Annotated in this window: 16 protein-coding genes; 6 read left to right on the top strand and 10 right to left on the bottom strand. The window is 67.7% G+C overall.

Annotation, left to right across the window (positions count from 1 at the left end; translation table 11 throughout):
• Positions 1 to 32: 32 nt before the first annotated feature.
• From AC1M0F_RS12860 to AC1M0F_RS12845, 4 genes are all read right to left on the bottom strand, one after another.
• A complete protein-coding gene (locus AC1M0F_RS12860) occupies positions 33 to 206 on the bottom strand; it encodes a hypothetical protein (RefSeq protein WP_480238645.1) in 174 nt (57 codons plus the stop codon).
• A gap of 58 nt (positions 207 to 264) precedes the next feature.
• On the bottom strand, positions 265 to 3,687 hold the full coding sequence (locus tag AC1M0F_RS12855) for a DEAD/DEAH box helicase (protein WP_480238644.1): 3,423 nt from the start codon (positions 3,685 to 3,687) through the stop codon (positions 265 to 267).
• A gap of 163 nt (positions 3,688 to 3,850) precedes the next feature.
• Positions 3,851 to 4,024, bottom strand: coding sequence for a hypothetical protein (locus AC1M0F_RS12850; RefSeq protein WP_480238643.1), 174 nt, complete (start codon positions 4,022 to 4,024; stop codon positions 3,851 to 3,853).
• Between the two features lie 73 nt (positions 4,025 to 4,097).
• A complete protein-coding gene (locus AC1M0F_RS12845) occupies positions 4,098 to 4,250 on the bottom strand; it encodes a hypothetical protein (protein ID WP_480238642.1) in 153 nt (50 codons plus the stop codon).
• Positions 4,251 to 4,356: 106 nt separating this feature from the next.
• Between AC1M0F_RS12845 and AC1M0F_RS12840 the strand changes: the two genes are divergently transcribed.
• On the top strand, positions 4,357 to 7,839 hold the full coding sequence (locus AC1M0F_RS12840) for a TM0106 family RecB-like putative nuclease (RefSeq protein ID WP_480238641.1): 3,483 nt from the start codon (positions 4,357 to 4,359) through the stop codon (positions 7,837 to 7,839).
• A 21-nt stretch (positions 7,840 to 7,860) separates the two neighbouring features.
• Here AC1M0F_RS12840 and AC1M0F_RS12835 read toward each other — a convergent pair whose 3' ends face one another.
• Positions 7,861 to 8,145 (bottom strand): GNAT family N-acetyltransferase, encoded by a 285-nt coding sequence (locus AC1M0F_RS12835; protein ID WP_480238640.1) that lies wholly within the window; start codon positions 8,143 to 8,145, stop codon positions 7,861 to 7,863.
• A gap of 63 nt (positions 8,146 to 8,208) precedes the next feature.
• Here AC1M0F_RS12835 and AC1M0F_RS12830 point away from each other — a divergent pair, with 63 nt between their 5' ends.
• Both AC1M0F_RS12830 and AC1M0F_RS12825 read left to right on the top strand, forming a co-directional pair.
• Positions 8,209 to 8,574 carry a VOC family protein gene (locus AC1M0F_RS12830; protein ID WP_480238639.1) on the top strand — a complete coding sequence of 122 codons (366 nt, stop codon included), beginning with the start codon at positions 8,209 to 8,211 and terminating at the stop codon, positions 8,572 to 8,574.
• A gap of 41 nt (positions 8,575 to 8,615) precedes the next feature.
• On the top strand, positions 8,616 to 9,158 hold the full coding sequence (locus AC1M0F_RS12825) for a dihydrofolate reductase family protein (RefSeq protein ID WP_480238638.1): 543 nt from the start codon (positions 8,616 to 8,618) through the stop codon (positions 9,156 to 9,158).
• A 78-nt stretch (positions 9,159 to 9,236) separates the two neighbouring features.
• Here AC1M0F_RS12825 and AC1M0F_RS12820 read toward each other — a convergent pair whose 3' ends face one another.
• From AC1M0F_RS12820 to AC1M0F_RS12810, 3 genes are all read right to left on the bottom strand, one after another.
• Positions 9,237 to 10,709, bottom strand: a complete 1,473-nt coding sequence (locus tag AC1M0F_RS12820) for an MDR family MFS transporter (RefSeq protein ID WP_480238637.1) — start codon at positions 10,707 to 10,709, stop codon at positions 9,237 to 9,239.
• Positions 10,710 to 10,928: 219 nt separating this feature from the next.
• On the bottom strand, positions 10,929 to 11,801 hold the full coding sequence (locus tag AC1M0F_RS12815; RefSeq protein WP_480238636.1) for an NAD(P)H-hydrate dehydratase: 873 nt from the start codon (positions 11,799 to 11,801) through the stop codon (positions 10,929 to 10,931).
• A complete protein-coding gene (locus tag AC1M0F_RS12810) occupies positions 11,785 to 12,525 on the bottom strand; it encodes a histidine phosphatase family protein (RefSeq protein WP_480238635.1) in 741 nt (246 codons plus the stop codon). The genes AC1M0F_RS12815 and AC1M0F_RS12810 overlap by 17 nt, the downstream gene beginning before the upstream one ends.
• Before the next feature lie 132 nt (positions 12,526 to 12,657).
• Here AC1M0F_RS12810 and AC1M0F_RS12805 point away from each other — a divergent pair, with 132 nt between their 5' ends.
• From AC1M0F_RS12805 to AC1M0F_RS12795, 3 genes are all read left to right on the top strand, one after another.
• On the top strand, positions 12,658 to 13,884 hold the full coding sequence (locus AC1M0F_RS12805; protein ID WP_480238634.1) for an exonuclease SbcCD subunit D: 1,227 nt from the start codon (positions 12,658 to 12,660) through the stop codon (positions 13,882 to 13,884).
• Positions 13,881 to 16,865, top strand: coding sequence for an AAA family ATPase (locus AC1M0F_RS12800; RefSeq protein WP_480238633.1), 2,985 nt, complete (start codon positions 13,881 to 13,883; stop codon positions 16,863 to 16,865). Before AC1M0F_RS12805 ends, AC1M0F_RS12800 begins: the two co-directional genes overlap by 4 nt.
• An 86-nt stretch (positions 16,866 to 16,951) precedes the next feature.
• Complete coding sequence (locus AC1M0F_RS12795; protein ID WP_480238632.1) at positions 16,952 to 17,134, top strand: PspC domain-containing protein; 183 nt, start codon at positions 16,952 to 16,954, stop codon at positions 17,132 to 17,134.
• A 9-nt stretch (positions 17,135 to 17,143) separates the two neighbouring features.
• Here the strand turns inward: AC1M0F_RS12795 and AC1M0F_RS12790 are convergent, their stop codons facing one another.
• A complete protein-coding gene (locus AC1M0F_RS12790; RefSeq protein WP_480238631.1) occupies positions 17,144 to 17,623 on the bottom strand; it encodes a PPOX class F420-dependent oxidoreductase in 480 nt (159 codons plus the stop codon).
• A 67-nt stretch (positions 17,624 to 17,690) separates the two neighbouring features.
• Positions 17,691 to 18,149, bottom strand: a complete 459-nt coding sequence (locus tag AC1M0F_RS12785; RefSeq protein WP_480238630.1) for a hypothetical protein — start codon at positions 18,147 to 18,149, stop codon at positions 17,691 to 17,693.
• Positions 18,150 to 18,189: the final 40 nt, after the last annotated feature.

Here is an 18,189-nt window from a genome sequence, read left to right as displayed (position 1 = left end):
CCTTGCGGGCGAACGGAACTGAAGCCCGGGCGTCAGCCCGGGAAGTCGTCTGCGGCGAAGCTCGATTCCGAACCCGCTACCGAGCCGGTGTGGCCCAGGCTGAATTCGTCATAGTCGAGTCGCTCGATTCCGTCTGGTGCTGCCGGCGCGGCTTTGGCGGGGATGCCTTCGCCGGCATCGGTTCCGCCCAGGGGATCAGTGGCCATCGGGCAAGTGTAGGTCGTTCTGCGACCGATGTATGTCCCCCATCGAGCCGATCACCCGTCAGTCTTCGAGCAGACCGCGCACGTCATCGGCGGTGAGCGCCGAACTGAACACGGCGTCATCGTCCATGACCGCGTTGAACAGCTTCGCCTTCTGGGCCTTCAGCGCCATGACCTTCTCCTCGATCGTGCCGTTGGCCACCATCCGATAGACCATGACGTTCCTGGTCTGCCCGATCCGGTGGGTGCGGTCGACGGCCTGCGCCTCCGTGGCCGGGTTCCACCACGGGTCGAGCAGGAACACGTAGTCCGCCTCGGTGAGGTTGAGGCCGAAGCCACCTGCCTTGAGGCTGATGAGGAAGATGGGTGCGACGCCCTCTTTGAAGCTTGCGATGACATCCGCCCGCTTCGTCGTCGACCCGTCGAGGTAGGCATACGGGATGCCCTCGGCGTCGAGTCGGGCTGCCGCCTTGCCGAGGAACGAGGTGAACTGGCTGAAGATGAGCGCGCGGTGCCCCTCAGCGAGGACGTCCTCGAGCTGTTCGAACAGTGCATCGAGCTTCGACGACGGCACGTGTGCGTATGCGTCGTCGACGAGTGACGCGTCGAGGCTGAGCATCCGCAGCAGGGTGAGGGAGCGGAACACGATGAACCGGTTCTTGTCCATGTCGTCGAGCAGGCCGAGCAGTTTCTGCCGTTCGCGCTGCAGGAACGTGTCGTAGAGCTTCTGGTGCTTCGGGTTCAGGTCGATCGTGAGCACCTGCTCCTGCTTCGCGGGCAGGTCGCTTGCGACGAGTTCCTTGGTGCGCCGCATCATCAGGGGGCGGATGCGACGGCGCATCCGGGTGAGGAGCTCCGGGTTGCCTCCACCCTCGATCGGCTTCGCGTAGTCGTCGATGAACCGGCGCGCAGAGGGGAACAGGCCTGGCGCCACGATCGCGAACAGCGACCAGAGCTCGAGAAGGTTGTTCTCCATCGGCGTGCCCGTGATCGCCAGCTTGAACGGGGCGTCGAGATCGCGGGCGCTCTGGTGCACCTTCGCCGTGCGGTTCTTCACGAACTGGGCTTCGTCGAGGATGAGCCCGGCCCACTCGTGCTCCGAGTACGCCGCGAAGTCGAGCCGGAACAGCGTGTACGAGGTGATGACGACGTCGACGCCGTCGAGCGCGGGTTTGGCTCCGCGCTTCGCACGAGTCTCGGTGATGGCCCGCACGGTGAGCTCGGGGGCGAAGCGCCCGGCTTCGTGCTGCCAGTTGGAGACGACGGATGTCGGCGCGACGACGAGGAACGGACGGCGCTCGTCCGGCGCGGTCGCCTCCTTCGCGTGAGTGATCAGGGCGAGGGTCTGCAGCGTCTTGCCGAGTCCCATGTCGTCGGCGAGGATGCCACCGAGCTGGTGCTTCCAGAGGAACGCCAGCCAGGCGAAACCGTCGAGCTGGTACGGGCGGAGGGTGGCGTGAATGCTGGCGGGAAGCGGGGTGGGCTCGAGGGTGGTGAGTTCACGCAGACCCGTGACCGCGGCCTGCCAGGATGCCGCCTGCTCGGATTCGTCCGCGAGATCCTCGAGGTCCTCCCACAGGCTCGACTGGTAGCGGCTGATCCGCAGGCCGGTGTCCCACTCGGCGAGGGCACGGGCCTCCTCGATGAGCTCGTGCAACTGCTCGAAAGCGGGCTGCTTGAGCGACAGGTAACTGTTGTCGACGAGCAGCAGTTTGGTCTGGCCCTTCGACAGGGCCTTGAACAACGGCCCGAACGGAATCTTCTGCCCGTCGATGGTGACGATCACGCCGAGGTCGAACCAGTCCCTCTGGTCGGTTTCGACCGTGGTGATCTTGAGTTTCGGCGGTTCGGTGAGTTCACGGTAGTCGGGGCGCTCGCCGGTGACGTCGAGGCGGACGCCGTCGACCGCCTCGATGCCCGGCAGGACCTTGTCGGTGAACTCGGCGGCGTCGAGACCGACGAGGGTCTGCGGCTCGAGCGAGGTGATGTCGCGTGCCCGACCTGAGATGGCGTGCTCGGCTGTGAGGTCGCGAAGACCGGAGTCGTGTGCGGTCGCGTAGAGCGGCATCCGCGTGGTGCGATCGCCCTCGGTGTACTCCCAGTCCCAGCCAAGGGTGAGGGTGTGTTTCGCCGAGAACGCCGCAGTGAGCACGAGGACGGGTGGGTGAACCGGCGGGAACTCCACCGTCGCATCCGTGGAGGTGATGGGGATGGTGTGGCGCAGCCGCGGGTAGAACTCGGCGAAGAATTCGTCGATGTCTGCGGCGGGGACGAGGACGCTGCTCGGTCGCCCGACCAGCCGGCGCTGTTCGTCGGTGAGCCGCTCCGCGGTCGGGGCCAGCGTGAATGCCGTCTTCGGCTCGAGTGTGTAGGTGTAGACGCCGTGGTCACCGAGCAGCCCGGCGTCGCCGGTCGGGTACCTGTCGCCGTCGATGGTGAGGACGGCGTCGAGGCGGAGATCGGTGTCTGCTGTCGCGTCGAGACTGATCTCGGCGGCGCGGCCGACGGTGACGACGGCATCCTTGCGGCTGCCGACGAGTTCGATGCCGAGACCGGTCGCCTCGGCGAGCAGGTTCCACAGCAACGGGCTGTGGAAGTCGTCGAGATACAGCCAGTCGAGGTCCTGACCGACCGCATAGGTGCTGCGTGCGGCGCGGTGCAGCGCGGCGAACTGGCTGAACCAGCGATGCTGTGCCGGATCGAGACCGAGCCGGTTGACCTGGTAGCTGAAGGTGTTCCAGCCGACGTTCGTGCGGACCCAGTTGCCCTTGCTGTTGCGGATCACCGGGCGCACACCGAGTCGGTACTCGCCGAGTTCCGAGGTGGACTTCGCGGTGCGGGCGGTCGGTCCGTTCCAGCGGTGCCTGGTGTGCGGGGTCTGCTCGCGCAGTTCGAACTGCAGCCCCATCGGGGTGTTCGAGGTGCCGGATGCCGCGTGCTGGCCGGTGAGCGCACCGACCGCCGACTTCCACGCGGGTTGCGGCGGACGGGCAGGCTCGGCCGGCGGTTCGGCCGGGCGTTCGATCGTGCTTCCTCGTGTGTCCGACCAGGAGTCACTCGGCCAGGTCGTGTCGCCCTGCCACCATTCGTCTGCTTCGCGCATCTGGCGGTCGATCCAGGCGCGGTCGTGTGCCGCGGCATCCGTCAGCCCGGAGGACGGGAGCGCGATGGATTTCACCGCGGACGAGTTGCTGGCCAGGAGGGTGGCGGCGATGTGCTTGCAGTCCAACTGCTGGGGGCAGGTGCAACTCGAGGCCGATGGGCGGCTGAAGTCCTTGCGGGACGGCGCGAGCACGACGCGGCAGCGGTAGGGGCGGTCGGCTGTGCCCTGGACCTGTGCGGTCAGTGTTCTGCTGTCGTCATCCCAGTCGAGCGAGGTCACCGCCCCTGTGCGGGCATACGTTGTGCCGCGGTTGAACGCGGCGTTGCCGACGAGACGGATGATGTCGGTGACATCCACCAGGGGAGCGGCGGCGGGCGACATGCTCCCATGCTCTCACGCTCCGCTGACAGAGAGCGCTCGCCGGGATCGCCGACGAGAGTGCAGTGGTGGCGCGAAAACCGGAAGTTCTAGCGCCGCTACCCTTCGGTCAGCGGCTGGCGCCGCTGCCCTCGAGGGACCGCTGCGCTCTCGACAGTGGCAGGGGCTAGTCCGCAGGGCCGCCCGAGGCAGTGTCCTCGGCGGTGTCGTCGTTGGAGCCGGTGTTCGTGCCCGAGCCGTCCGGGATGCCATCGGCTGACTGCCCGGGGCGGTTTTCCGTCTCGTCGTGGTGCGAACGGTCGCGGGGCTTCGGGTGATCGGTCTGCTCGTTGTCGGTCATGGCCCCACGCTACGCGGCCCGGGGGCGTCGGCGATAGAGCGGTGTGACATCCGCTCTGGTGTGCTACAAGCCTTCAGAGGGCGGGGCCGCCTGACGCCGTGTCGTTGTCGGTGTCGGGGTGCCCGTCGGATCCGGACCCGTCAGGGATGCCGTCGGCCGGCTGGCCGCGCCGCATCGGGTGAGTCGTCTCCGTCGCTTCCACGACACCGTTATCGCGCGTGTTCATGGTTCAACGGTACGCCTGGCGGAGGACTCCTGGAAGGGTAGTCTGTGCTCTCGCCTCGACTGTCGGATGCTGCCGCTAGCCTCGGACTGTCACCATCGGAGGTCCCGTGTTCTTTCTCGACGACTCGCTCGAACGAGGTTCGCTCGTCACCAGCGCGAGCGATCTCACCACCGCGTCGAAGTGCGAGTTCGCCTTCCTCCGCAAACTCGACGCCAAGCTGGGGCGGGCGGAGCGCGTCGACGAGGTCGTCGACGACATGCTCGCCCGCACCGGTCGACTCGGAGACGAGCACGAGGCCCGCGTCCTCGGCGCCTACCGGCACGACTTCGGCGAGCAGGTCGCCCTGATCGAGCGCCCGGATGAGCTGACCCGCGAGACGCTCGCGGCCGCCGTCACCGCCACCGAGCAGGCGTTCGCGAGCGAATCCGACGTGGTGTTCCAGGCGACGTTCTTCGACGGCAGCTTCGTCGGCTTCGCAGACTTCATCGTGCGCCAGCCAGACGGACGCTATCTGGTCCAGGACACCAAGCTCGCCCGATCCGCCAAGGTCACCGCCCTCCTCCAGCTCGCCGCGTACGTACAGCAGCTGCGCAAGATGGGGGTCGAGCCTGCCGACACCGTGCAGCTGCTCCTCGGCAACGGAATGACGAGCGAACACCGGGTCAGTGACATCCTCCCGGTCTATCTCAAGCGGGAGCAGCGGCTGCAGCGGATCATCTCCGAAAGGTTCGCCGACACGGTCGCCGTCGCATGGCGTGACCCACGGTATGCGATCTGCGGTCGCTGCGAAACCTGCGAAGCCGAGATCCAGGCCACCCGTGACGTCCTCCTCGTCGGGGGCATGCGCGTGACGCAGCGGGCGAGGCTCGCCGCCGTGGGCATCACGACGATCGAAGAGCTCGCCGACTCGACGGCCGACGTCGACGGGATCGGTGGCACGACGCTCGCGGGGCTGCGGCTTCAGGCGAAACTCCAGCTCGAAGGGCCGACATCCCCCGACGACCACACGCCGCCCCCTGTAAATGTCTTCAACCCGCAGGCACTTGCCGCTTTACCCGAACCGGACGCAGGCGACATCTTCTTCGACTTCGAGGGCGATCCGCTCTACACCGAAGGCGACGCACGGTCCTGGGGTCTGGACTACCTCTTCGGCCTCATCGACACCGCCGAGACGTTCACGGCGTTCTGGGCGCATTCATTCGCCGAGGAACGCGTGGCCCTGCGCCGGTTCCTCGACTTCGTGGCCGACCGGCGCCGTACATTCCCGAACCTGCATATCTACCACTACGCGTCATACGAGCGGACCCACCTGTCATCGATCGCCGCCCGTCACGGCGAGGGAGAAGAAGAGGTCGACCAGTTGCTGCGCGACAACGTCTTCGTCGACCTCTACCCGATGGTCAAGAAGAGCGTGCGGGTCGGATCCCGCTCCTACTCGATCAAGAAGCTCGAGCCTTTGTACATGGGTGACAAGCTGCGCACCGGTGACGTCACGAACGCCGCCGCGTCGATCACCGAATACGCGGACGCCATGGAGCTCATCGCGAACGGGAACGTCGCCGAAGGGCAGCACAAGCTCGACGAGATCGCCGACTACAACACCTACGACTGCGTCTCGACGTTGCGCCTCCGGGACTGGCTGCTCGAGCGTGGCCGCGAGCACGGCATCCGCCCCGGTACGTTGCACGAGGCGAAGGACTCCGTGCCCGAGACCGAGCCGTCGCCGCTCCGCTACGCCCTTCTCGCGCTTGCCGGAGACCGGCTGGCCGCCGGGCGCAGCGCCGACCAGACCGCTGCGGCGTTCGCGGCCGCAGCGATCGACTACCACCAGCGCGAACAGAAGAGCTTCTGGTGGGGGCACTTCGCCCGCCTGATCCAGGATGTCCAGACCTGGGAAGACACCCGCGACGTCCTCGTGGTCGACGACGGTGGCGCCTCGGTCGAGAAGCCCTGGTTCCGTGAGGGCAAACAGCGCACAGACCGCCGGTGGGTCAGGCTCAGCGGCAAGTGGGCGCCCGGCAGCAGCACCAAGCCGGGCGATTCGGCAGGCCCATACGTTCTGTACGAGCACCCGGGTCCTTTCGAGGCCAGCATCGGCGACCCCGGCTCCCGGCCGAGCCGCACCGTGCGCGTGCTCGAGGTCGATGACAGCGGGGCACTGATCGAGGAGGGGCTGCAGGCGGGCGTCGAGCCGTTCGACACCCTCCCGATCGCGCTGACCCCGGCCGCCCCACCTCCCCCAGGGCAGCAGAAACCCGCCATCGAGGAGTGGGCGCAGGCGATCGTCGATGCGCAACCGGAATGGCCCAGCGACCCGGTCGTCGACATCCTCCGGCGCACGCCGCCGCGCACCCGATCCGGGGCGCTGACGCCGGTCACCGGTGAGCGGATCGACGCCGTGATCGCCAGCATCCTCGACCTCGATGCGTCCTACCTCGCCGTGCAGGGCCCCCCTGGCACCGGCAAGACCTACCTCGGCGCGCATGTCATCACCGCCCTCGTCCGCGACCACGGCTGGAAGATCGGCGTCGTCGCCCAGTCGCACGCGGTCGTCGAGAATCTGCTCGGCGCCGTGGTCAGGGCCGGTCTGCCGGCGGACCTCGTCGGCAAGGTGCAGAAGTCGGGGGCGGATGCCGACGACGTCCCGTTCACCGCTCTCCCGTCGAACGGACACCTCGACTTCGCCGCGCAGAACGACGACACCGGGTTCGTGCTCGGCGGAACGGCCTGGGATTTCAGCAACAAGGCGCGGTTCCCGCGCCGGTCGCTCGACCTGCTCGTCATCGACGAGGCCGGGCAATACTCGCTGGCCTTCACGATCGCGGCCAGCGTCGCCGCGAGGAACCTGCTGCTGCTCGGCGATCCACAACAATTGCCGCAGGTGAGCCAGGGCCTCCATCCCGAGCCGATCGACACCTCTGCGCTCGGCTGGGTCAGCGACGGTCACGACGTCCTCCCGGCCGAGCTCGGCTACTTCCTCGCCGAGAGCAGGCGGATGCACCCGGCGGTCACCGAACCGGTGTCGCGCCTGTCGTACGAGGGCGAGCTGCACGCTCACGACGTCACGTCCACCCGTCACCTCGATGGAATCGAACCGGGGCTGCACGTCGAGCCGGTGGAGCACACCGGCAACGCCATCTCCTCCCCCGAAGAGGCGGCCAGGGTCGTCGACCTGGTCCGGTCGGCGGTCGGGCGGGCGTGGACGGATCCGACCGAGTCGCGCGACCGCGACCCGCTCGACCAGGACGACATCATCGTCGTCTCGCCGTACAACGCTCAGGTCGCGCTCGTGCGTGATGCCCTCGCCGCCGCAGGATTCGAGCGCGTCCGCGTCGGCACCGTCGACAAGTTCCAGGGGCAGGAGGCGGCGATCGCGATCGTGACACTCGCGGCATCCGCTGCGTCGGAGGTGCCGAGGGGGATGGCGTTCCTCATCCTGAAAAACCGGCTCAACGTCGCGATCTCGCGGGCGAAATGGACCGCGTACCTCGTCTACTCGCCGGCGCTGACCGACTACCTGCCGGTGACGGCGACCGGGATCACGGAGCTCAGTGCGTTCATCACGCTGGTGGAGCCGCACCAGCAGTAGCGCTCAGCGTCAGCCCGAGGGTCAGCGGCGGAGCAGGTCGGCGCGTTCGGGGTGGTCCTCGAACCAGTCGACGACGAACGAGCAGGTCGGCACGATCCGCAGGTCGGTGGTAGCGGCCACATCGTCGACCGCAAACTCGACGAGGGATGCCGCGTAGCCGTTCCCGCGACGCGGCGGCGACGTGTAGGTGTGCGTGAAGTAGATCTGCCCCGGCCGGATCGAGTAATCGGCGACACAGACGAGTTCGTCGCCGATGCGCAGCGTGTACCGGTTCGCGTCGGGTTCGTGGGCGAGTTCGGGAGACATCCCTTCAGCGTATGCCGATCGGGGCAGGTTGACCACGCGCACGCCCGGTGCTCTCATGGGGGAATGACCCACTCCATCTCCGGCGTCGCCGCCCTGTCCATCGACTGCGCCGATCCGATGGCACTCGCCACGTTCTGGCGGAACCTACTCGGTGGCGAGCTGGTCGTCGACGAGAGCGAGGACGGTGTCGAACTGCACCCGTCCGGCGGCTTCGCGCAGATGGATTTCTTCCGGGTGCCGGAGGCCAAAACGGGCAAGAACCGGCTGCACCTCGACCTGCGCAGCCGGAACTATGAGACCGCGATCGCTGATGCGCTGGGGTTCGGCGCTACCTTGGCCAACGACATCTACGACGGCAAAGAGTGGCAGGTGCTCCGTGATCCGGAAGGCAACGAGTTCTGCATCCTGCGCCCCCGCTCCACCGCCTGACACCCCTTCTTCGTGTCGGATGCCGATGGTAGCGTGCCCGCATGACCGAGACATCCCCTGCAGCAGCGCTGAAAGCATCCGCATTCCTGGCGATGAGCCTCGACGGGTTCATCGCCAGGCCCGACGGCGGTCTGGACTGGCTCCTGGGGCGAGGTGAGTCCCTCGGTGACACCGGCTACGACGACTTCTTCGCATCCGTCGACTCAATGGTTCTCGGCCGCAACAGTTACGACATCGTTCACGGTTTCGACGAGTACCCCTACGCGGGCAAACGCGTGCTCGTGCTCAGTTCCACCCTCGACAGTGTCGACTGGCCGGATGCCACTGTGCACCGCTCATTGGACGACGCACTCGAGACCCTCGCCAGCGAGAACCGGAGGCACGTCTACGTCGACGGCGGAACCGTCGTGCAGCAGTTCATCCAGGCCGGGCTCCTCGACGAGATCACGGTGAGTGTCGCCCCTGTGCTCATCGGATCAGGGATCCCGCTGTTCGGGGGTCTGGATCACGACGTCCCCCTCGTGCTCACCAGCACAGAGGATCTCGGCTCCGGCTTCACTCAGTCCACCTACACCCTGCGCTGAAAGGCGAGTTGCCCGGTCCAATCGGTGCAGCGGAAGCCGCACCCGCGAATCCGGGCAACTCGGATCTGGCTCGAGGCTCTAGTGGCCGACCGGCATCCCTGCCGGCACGTCGGCAGGCTTACGGACGAACAACGCCAGGATCACTGCCACCGAAGCGATGCACGCACCGACGAGGAACGCGGCGTGCACACCCTGCGTCAGAGCGAGCGGTGCGTCAACGCCGTCACTGATCGCCGCAGCGGAGGTCACGGTCATCAACGTCACGAAAAGAGCGGTCCCTGCAGCGCCGGCGACCTGCTGCACGGTACCGACGATCGCGCTTCCGTGCGGGTACAGGCGTCGGGGGAGCGAGCCGAGCGCGGAGGTCATGAGCGGGGTGAAGACCAACCCGAGTCCGAGGTTCAGTGCGAGGTGTACGGCGATGATCCACCCGACGGTGGTGTCCTGGTCGAAGGAGGCCATGCCCCACAGCGAACCGGCCGCGATGACCATGCCAGGGATGACGAGAGGCGTCGGTCCGAACCGGTCGAACAGGTTGCCGACGACCGGCGCCATGGCACCCATGAGCACGCCGCCGGGGAGCAGCATCAGTCCCACGGCGAGCACGTCGAGGCCGAGCACCTGCTGCAGGTAGATCGGCAGGAGGATGAGCGAGCCGAAGAGCGACGCCATCACGATGGTGACGAGGCCGACGGCGAGGCTGAAGGTCTTGCTCTGGAAGGTGCGGAGGTCCAGGAGCGCGCCGTCCACCTTCTGCAACTGGAGCTGACGCAGGACGAACGCCACGAGCGCTACGCCACCGATTGCAAGGGGCACCCAGACGGGGACGGGAGCGTGGCCGGCCGCAGCTTCACCGATGCTGCTCAATCCGTAGATGAGTCCACCGAAGCCGAACGCCGAGAGAATCACGGACAGGACGTCGAAGCGTGCGTCGGGACGAGTCTCGGTCACGTTCCGGACCCACACGGCACCGAGCGCGAGAGCGAGCAGTGAGATGGGAAGGATGATCCAAAAGATGGCGTGCCACGTGAGCGTGGAGAGGATTACTCCTGACACTGTCGGGCCGACGGCGGGCGCGACGGCGATGACGATGGTGATGACCCCCATCATCCGTCCGCGGTGCGAGGCGGGGACGACGTTGAGCACGGTCGTGAACAGCAGCGGCAGCATGATCGCCGTGCCACTTGCCTGGATGACGCGGCCGGCCAGGAGTACCTCGAAGACCGGCGCGACAGCGCTGACGAGAGTGCCTAGCGAGAAGAGAGTCATCGCCGCGAAGAACACCGTCCGCAGTGTGAACTTCTCGAGCAGGAACCCGGTCAGCGGGATGACGATGGCCATGGTCAGGAGAAAGCCCGTCGTGAGCCACTGGCCGACTGATGCGGTGACTCCGAGGTCCTCCATGATGCGGGGAAGCGCAATGTTCATCGTCGTTTCATTGAGGATGACGACGAACGCCGAGACGACCAGCAGCGCGATGACTGGACCGGTCCTGGTGACCTTCTCCGCGGGGAGAGAGCCGGTGTTGGGTGAGGTGTCCTGCAGGGTCAAGAGAGGTCCTTCGATGGGTGCGGCGCAGCGCGTGGGATGTTCGGGGCCTCGGAGCGTGCGAGCAGCTCATGGCGATAGAAGCGGGCGTAGAGAAAAGAAACGAAGGGGCCGTTCAGGCTATTCCCGGTTTCGGGAGGAAACTTCGATTCCCCGTCGATGACGATAACGGATGCCGCCGACACCCGCCTGCACACGGTCGCTGTGGGGAGCGAAGCGGGTTCAGGTCCCGATTTCGACGAGTACCCGGGGCAGCTCATCGAGCAGTTCGCTGGCAAGGAATCCGAGCGGGCCAACGGGGACGGCCAACCGGTCACCGGCTGCCGCGTGAGCGTGCGTCGCCCAGACCGCCGCCTGCTCAGGGGAGGCGCCTCTCGCGCACAGCCCGGTGATCGCGCCGGCGAGCACGTCGCCGCTTCCGGATGTGGCGAGACCGCCGCCTCCTGTCCCTGTTCGCCAGAGCCGGCCGTCCGGGTGGGCTATCACGTCGTAACAGGTGACCACTGCGCGGTACCGCCTGGCGATCTCGGCCACGTCGTCGGCCAGGTCGCCGAGTTCACGTTCGAGCAGACGGGCGGCCTCCTCCTTGTTCGGGGTGAGCACGAGCCTGCCGCCGAACGCGTCGACGAGCGCAGGCACGCGAGGAGCGACACCGAGGGCGAACGCGTCGAGGATCACGGTCGCATCCGCACCGGCCTGCGAGACAAGACCGGACAGCATCCGTTCGAGTTCGTCCGGATCGTCGAGTCCTGGCCCGACGAGGATCGCGTCCGCCTCCGACAGGTCACGCTCGGCGGCCGTGAGAGCTGAGCCGCTCACGTGTCCGTCTGACGTCTCGTCGAGCGGGACGACTCCGCACTCAGGAACCGCCACGGCGACCGCTGTCGCCACCGACGACGAGACCGCGAGGGTCAGCCGACCGGCACCGACCCGTAACGCCGCGAGACCGGAGAGCATGGTTGCACCGGGGGAGCGCCTGGCGCCCCCGACGACGACGACCTGGCCACGACCGTACTTCGAGTCGCCAGTCTCCGGCAGGGGCCAGTCGCGCAGCAGGTTCGGCGTGACGATCGTGGCTTCAGCGGGGCTGGACATCGGTGTCTCCTCCGTGGTGGGTCACCGGGGCGCCGACCGCCTCGAGGTGATCGTCGTGCGAGAACACCTCGAGGGTCCAGGTCTGGTCTCCCGGCCGCCGGCTCAACCGGGTGACCGAGGCATTGAGCACGGTGTTGGCAGCGGCGAAGTCCAGCAGCTCCTTCTCGGACCAGCCCAGGCAGATGTAGAGGAGGATCAGCACGACGGCGTCGTGGGCGGCGATGAGCACGGGGCCGGACGGCTCGGACGAATCGACGTCGCGAAGGAATGAGCGGAGACGGAGCGCCACATCGGTCCAGGCCTCGCCCCCGGGTGGGCGGTAATAGAACTTCCCCAGCCAGCGCCGCCTTGCCGCCTCCTCGGGCAGCCGCCGGTCGACACCGTAAGAAGTCAGTGTGTCGAGGATGCCGAGTTCGCGGTCGCGGAGACGCTCGTCGACGCGGAACCGGTGAGCCAGCCCGGCCGTGTCGACTGCGACCGAGATGGTCTGCTGCGCGCGCAGGTACGGCGAACTCCAGATCGACGCCGGTGACGACTCGTCGGCATTCGCCGCCAGCCACGCCCCCAGCGCCTCGGCCTGGCGGAGTCCAACTTCGGACAGCGGCACGTCCGCATCCCGATGGGTGACGGCGATGACCTCTTCTACGGCCTGCTGGGCCTGGGTGGCGAGGACATTCGCCGTCGACTCGCCGTGTCGTACCAGCCAGAGTTCCGTTGCGCTCATGGGCCAAGGCTAAACGAGAGCACCGGCCTCGTCCCGGATCGGGCAGGGGCTTGATTTCCGACAGGTCGAGCGACCTGCGGCACCCCGGCGTCGCGCGCGGGCAATGTCGGGGGGCCGGGCTACCGTGAAGACATGAGAATCCTGCACACCTCCGACTGGCACATCGGTCGCACGTTCCATGGTCACTCGACCATCGAGAACCTGCGCACGGTGCTGGCCGCGCTGGCGGTGCAGGTGAAGGAACACGCGGTCGACGTCGTCGTCGTCTCCGGCGACATCTTCGACTCTGCCACTCCGGCCGCCGAGGCCTACACCGTGCTCGAGTCCGCGGTCGTGGCGCTGCGTGAGGCTGGAGCATCCGTCATCCTCACGAGCGGCAATCACGACTCAGCGACCCGTCTCGGGTTCATGTCCCGCTTCTCCGGCCTGGCCGGCGTCCACGTGGTCACCAGGCACGACCAGCACGACCAGCCGATCACTCTCGCCGACGAGCATGGGCCGGTGCATTTCTACGGCATCCCGTACCTCGAGCCTTCTCTCATCCGCCATCACTACCCGGATGTCAGCCTGCGCACCCACGAGCAGGTCCTCGGGTTCGTGATGGACCGCATCCGCGCCGACAGCGCCGAGCGGGGCGGGCGCTCCGTGGCGATCTCCCACTGCTTCGCGGTGAACGTGGCGGCGGCTTCTGCCGGTGACGACGGTGCGGCGAGCGACGTCGAACGCGACATCACCGCTGGCGGGATCGACTACGTGCCGCTGTCCGTCTTCGATGGCCCTGACTACGTGGCCCTCGGCCACATCCACGGCCGGTCGACGCTCAGCGAGCGGGTCAGGTACTCCGGCGCACCGCTCCACTACTCCTTCGCGGAGGCTGCGAAGCCTCGCGGCAGCTGGCTCGTCGACCTCGATGCGTCCGGCCTCTCCTCGGTCGAGTGGGTCGACCTTCCCGTGCCCCGCGCGCTGCGGGTGATCACCGGCCGGCTCGACGAGATCCTCGCGGATGCCGGCCTGGCCGAGGCAGAAGGCCAGTGGCTGTCGGCGATACTCACCGACACCGTGCGGCCGCTCGACGGGATGCGTCGCCTCCAGGCACGGTTCCCCTGGTGCGTCACCCTCGAGCACCGGCCTGCCGTCACCGCCGACGCTCCAGAGACCAGCTATGCCAGCCGGGTGCGCGGGCAGTCCGACCTCGACATCGTCTCCGGTTTCCTTGCCCACGTGCGCAACGGCGTCGGCCCGACCGACGCCGAGAAGACCCTCCTGGCCGACGTCTTCGTCACCGTCGAGCGCGGCGACGAGCCGTTCGTCGAGAACGCGCCTGCGACCGTGAGAGAACTCGCAGAGGTCGACGCTTGAAGATCCAGCGACTGACAATCGCCGGCTTCGGCCCATACAAAGACGAGCAGCGGATCGACTTCGAGCGCTTCGACGATGACGGCATCTTCCTCATCACCGGCAAGACCGGAGCCGGAAAATCGAGCCTGCTCGACGCCATCTGCTTCGCGCTGTACGGCAGCGTGCCCCGTTACGACGGAACCCAGCCGAAACTGCGGAGCGACTACTGCGCCCTCGGCGACCCGACATACGTCGAGCTGGAGTTCAGCATCAACGGCGTCGCCTACCGGGTCAGGCGCACCCCCGAATACGACCGGCCCAAGGCTCGCGGCACCGGAACGACCACCCAGAAGACGACAGCGGAACTGTTCGAACTCCGCGACGGCGGCTGGCACGGGCTGGCCGCCCGGCCTGTCGACGTGGGCAACGAGCTCGACACGATCCTCGGCCTGTCGAAGGACCAGTTCCTGCAGGTCATCCTTCTCGCTCAGAACCGGTTCCAGGAGTTCCTCCTCGCCAGGAATGACGACAGGCAGGCTGTGCTCCGCACCCTGTTCGGCACCCGCCGCTTCGAACAGGTGGAAATGGAGCTGATCGAGCGGCGCAAGGCCCTCGCCGCCACTCTCGACTCGGCGGCAGGCACGCTCCGTGGCTCCGCCGACGTTGCCGCAGGGCTGGTGCAACAGCCGGTCCCCGCAGAACCCGACCTCGCCTGGTTCGATGCGACCCTCGCCGAACTCGAAGAGTCCCAGGCTGCCGCAACCCAGGCCGCGACAGTGGCCGACGCCGAATTCACCGCGGCGGATGCCGAGCACCGGGCCCTCCAGGACCAACGAAGGCTGCAGCTGCGCCGCGACAGCGCCCGCCTGCTCCTCGACACCTTCGAAGCGCAGACCGCGGCCATCAACGCAGACCGCATCGTTCTCGCGAACGCCAGCAGGGCGGCATCCGTCTGGCCGCACGTAGCCGGTCTCCGCGGCGCCATCGCGGCTCGAGACAGGGCCGTGTCCGCGGCAGACGAACGCCGTACGGAGTTCCTCGCCCTCGTCAACGACGCCGAGACCGTCGACGGGATCGACTCAGAGCCTCTCGACAGCGCCGCGCTCGAACCCGTCGTCGACGACATCGCCAGACGGCTCGGCGGTCTCGACCCGGTGCTCGCCGACGAGAAATCGCTTCCGGGCCTGCGATCGGCCGTCGTCCGCGAGGAGTCGAACCACGAGAAACGCCGCGCCGCCCTCGCCGACGCCGAAGCGCTCATCGCCACCCTTCCCCACGAGATCGACGACATCGCTGAGGCACTCGCCGCCGCGCGGGTGACCGCAGCAGGCGTGGGCAGGGCGAAGGAGAGCGTCGCCAGAATCGACTCCGCCCGCGCCGCAGCCAAGCATGCGGTCACCCTCGACCGCCAGCTCATCGAGGCGCGGTTCGCCGAGAAGGATGCCAGCGCCGAACTGACCGCGGCGACCCTGCGCCAGGACGACCTCTTCGCCAGGCGCCTGGCCGGCTACGCGGCAGAGCTCGCGACCGAACTCATCGACAACGAACCGTGTGCCGTCTGCGGGTCGCCGGCGCATCCGCATCCGGCCGAGCCAGACGGAATTCCCGTCAGCGAAGCCGACATCGACGCCGCGCGCGCCACCGTGGCGGCCAGGCGGGCCGAGCTCGACACCGCAACGACGCACGCGCAGGACCTCGTCGCGAAACTCGCCCAGGCCCATGCCACAGCGGGCAACAAAGCGATCGACGAACTCGAAGCCGAACTCATCGAGGCGACAACGGCTCTCCTCGAGACCGAGGCAGCTGCATCCGTCGTCACCGAGTGCGAGGAGACCCAGGCCGAACTGAAGGCAGCCCTCGAGAACGCCTCGCCGCTGCTCACCTCACTGCGCGCCGAGCTCACCGAATCTGCCGAGAACCTCACCACGGCACGCAGCAGGGTCGACGCCGCCCTGGCCCGCATCGACGAAGCCCGCACGACGTTCGACTCGGTGGCCGATCGGGCGCACCACCTCTCGGCTCTCCTCGATTCGGCAAAGGCGCTGGCCGCCGCGCTGGCCCAGGCCGAAGTCCGCGAGAGCGCCGTCTCCGCATCCGGCGAGGTCCTCGCCGGTCAACTGTCCGAGAACGGGTTCGCCGACGAGGCCGCCGTCGGCACCGCCCGGCGTGACCCTGCCGAGATCGCAGCGCTCGACGCCCGGATTCGCGAATACGACCAGTCGCTCGCCTCGGCGCGGACGACCCTCGCAGAGCCCGACCTCGCCGCAGCCCCCACCGAACCCATCGACCTCGAACCGGTTGCCGCGCGAGTGGCCGCCACCAGCACCCACCGCGACGAAGCCCTGCAGGCCGCCGGGCTGCTCGCCGACCGGGTCACGCAACTGCGCGCGATCGTGACTCGCGTGCATGGCGAGCAGGAAGCGTCCGCGCGGCTGCGCGGCGAATACGACCGGGTTCGTGCCCTCGCCGCTGCCGTCGCAGGCAACGAGCCCAACACCCGGCGGATGCGGCTCGAGACCTACGTGCTCGCCGCCCAACTCGAGGAGATCGTGCAGGCAGCGAACGCTCGTCTCCGCACGATGACGAGCGGTCGATACACGCTGCAGCATGACGATTCGGTGCAGTACCGCAACACCCGCTCCGGACTCGGCCTCGCCATCCTTGACGAACACACGGGCAGGGCCCGCGCAACGCATTCACTCTCCGGAGGGGAAACCTTCCTCGCCTCGCTCGCCCTCGCCCTCGGGCTGGCAGAGGTCGTCACCAACCAGGCCGGTGGCATCACGCTCGACACCCTCTTCATCGACGAAGGCTTCGGATCCCTCGACGGCGAGACTCTCGAGATCGCCATGTCGACGCTCGACAGCCTGCGCTCCGGCGGCCGGACGATCGGCCTGATCAGCCACGTCGACGCCATGAAGGAGCAGATCCCCGCCAAGCTGCGCATCACTGTCACCGACGGTGGTTCCAGCCGGGTCGACACGACGCTCGAACTCGTCTGACGTCTCTCGGCAACCGGCACGACCCTGAGCGGGAATCAGGTGGAACCCCGATTGTGGCCGCCAGGCGGTGGTGCCAGTCTGGTGCCATGAAACTCATCCGACCCCGGCGCGGCCGGGTTTTTGCCGGCGTCTGCCTCGCGGTCGCCAACCGTTTCGGCTGGTCGCCCACCCTGGTCCGTGTGCTCACGGTGCTCAGCATCGTCCTGCCGGGACCGCAGGTCATCATCTATGTCGTTCTGTGGATCCTCATCCCCGGCGAGAAGGACTGACGCCTGGCGTCACTTGCCGTCAAGCCGCGCCGCGACGTCCGGTGGGAAACCGCCCGTCGCGATCGGTCCCCAGCTGACCGGGGTGATCCGGATCAGCGACTTGTCCTGCACGGCCATCGCGTCGCGGTACTCGTCCCAGTCGGGGTGTTCCCCGGCGATGCAGCGGAAGTAGTCGACGAGGCCGTCAGCGGCCTCGGGCATGTGGAGCACCTCGGCGTCCCCGTCGAGCTGGACCCACGGGCCATCCCACTCATCCGAGAAAACCAGGACGGATGTTTTCGAGTTCCTGACGGCATTCCGGGTCTTGCTCCGCGACGGATACGTCGAGATCACGATTCTGCCGTGGTCATCGACGCCGCCGGTCACCGGTGACATCTGCGGCCGCCCATTCGAACGGGTGGTCGCCAGGATCATCCGGTGCCGCGGGCGGACAAAGTCGATGACTTCGTCCCGGCTGGCCGGGGTTGTGGTTGCAATGCTTCGAGCCATCCTCAGACCCTACCCGCGACATGACAAAACGCCCCGGGGTTGCAGTCCCCGGGGCGTTCGGTCAGTCTCAGCGTTTGGCGATCTTGATGAGCAGCCCGATGACGACCACCACGGCGATGGCGGCGATGGCGATGACGGTGCCCGGACGTTCTTCGTACTTGCGCTGGAGGTCGGTCACCGCAGCACTCGTCGCATCCCGCGCGGCGTCGACGGCGTCGCGCGAAGCGGCGGACGCCTTCTCTGCGACATCCCTCGCAACGTCGGACGCGTCGCGGGTTGCGTCCTCGAGGGTCGCGGCCACCTCTGCGGCGCGTGACGCGACCGAGGCGCCTGCCGCTGCGGCTGCCTTGCCCAGGTCCCCGGTCTTCTCGGCCAGGGGGCCGGCGGCCTCAGCGCCCTTCTCGACGGCGTCGTGGGCGGCATCCTTCAGCGCCTCGGGGGCATCGGGGGCCGCGTCGACTGCCTCATGGGCGTCGGATGCCGCGGCGTTGATGTTCTCGTCAGCACGTTCGTTGGAGTCGGTCATGTGTTCCTCCCGGTTGTCTGTGTTCTGCCGTGATCAGACG

Source organism: Mycetocola sp. Y719 (assembly GCF_056713205.1).
Note: the sequence above shows the minus strand (reverse complement) of the source record. Positions and strands in the feature narration are given on the sequence as shown.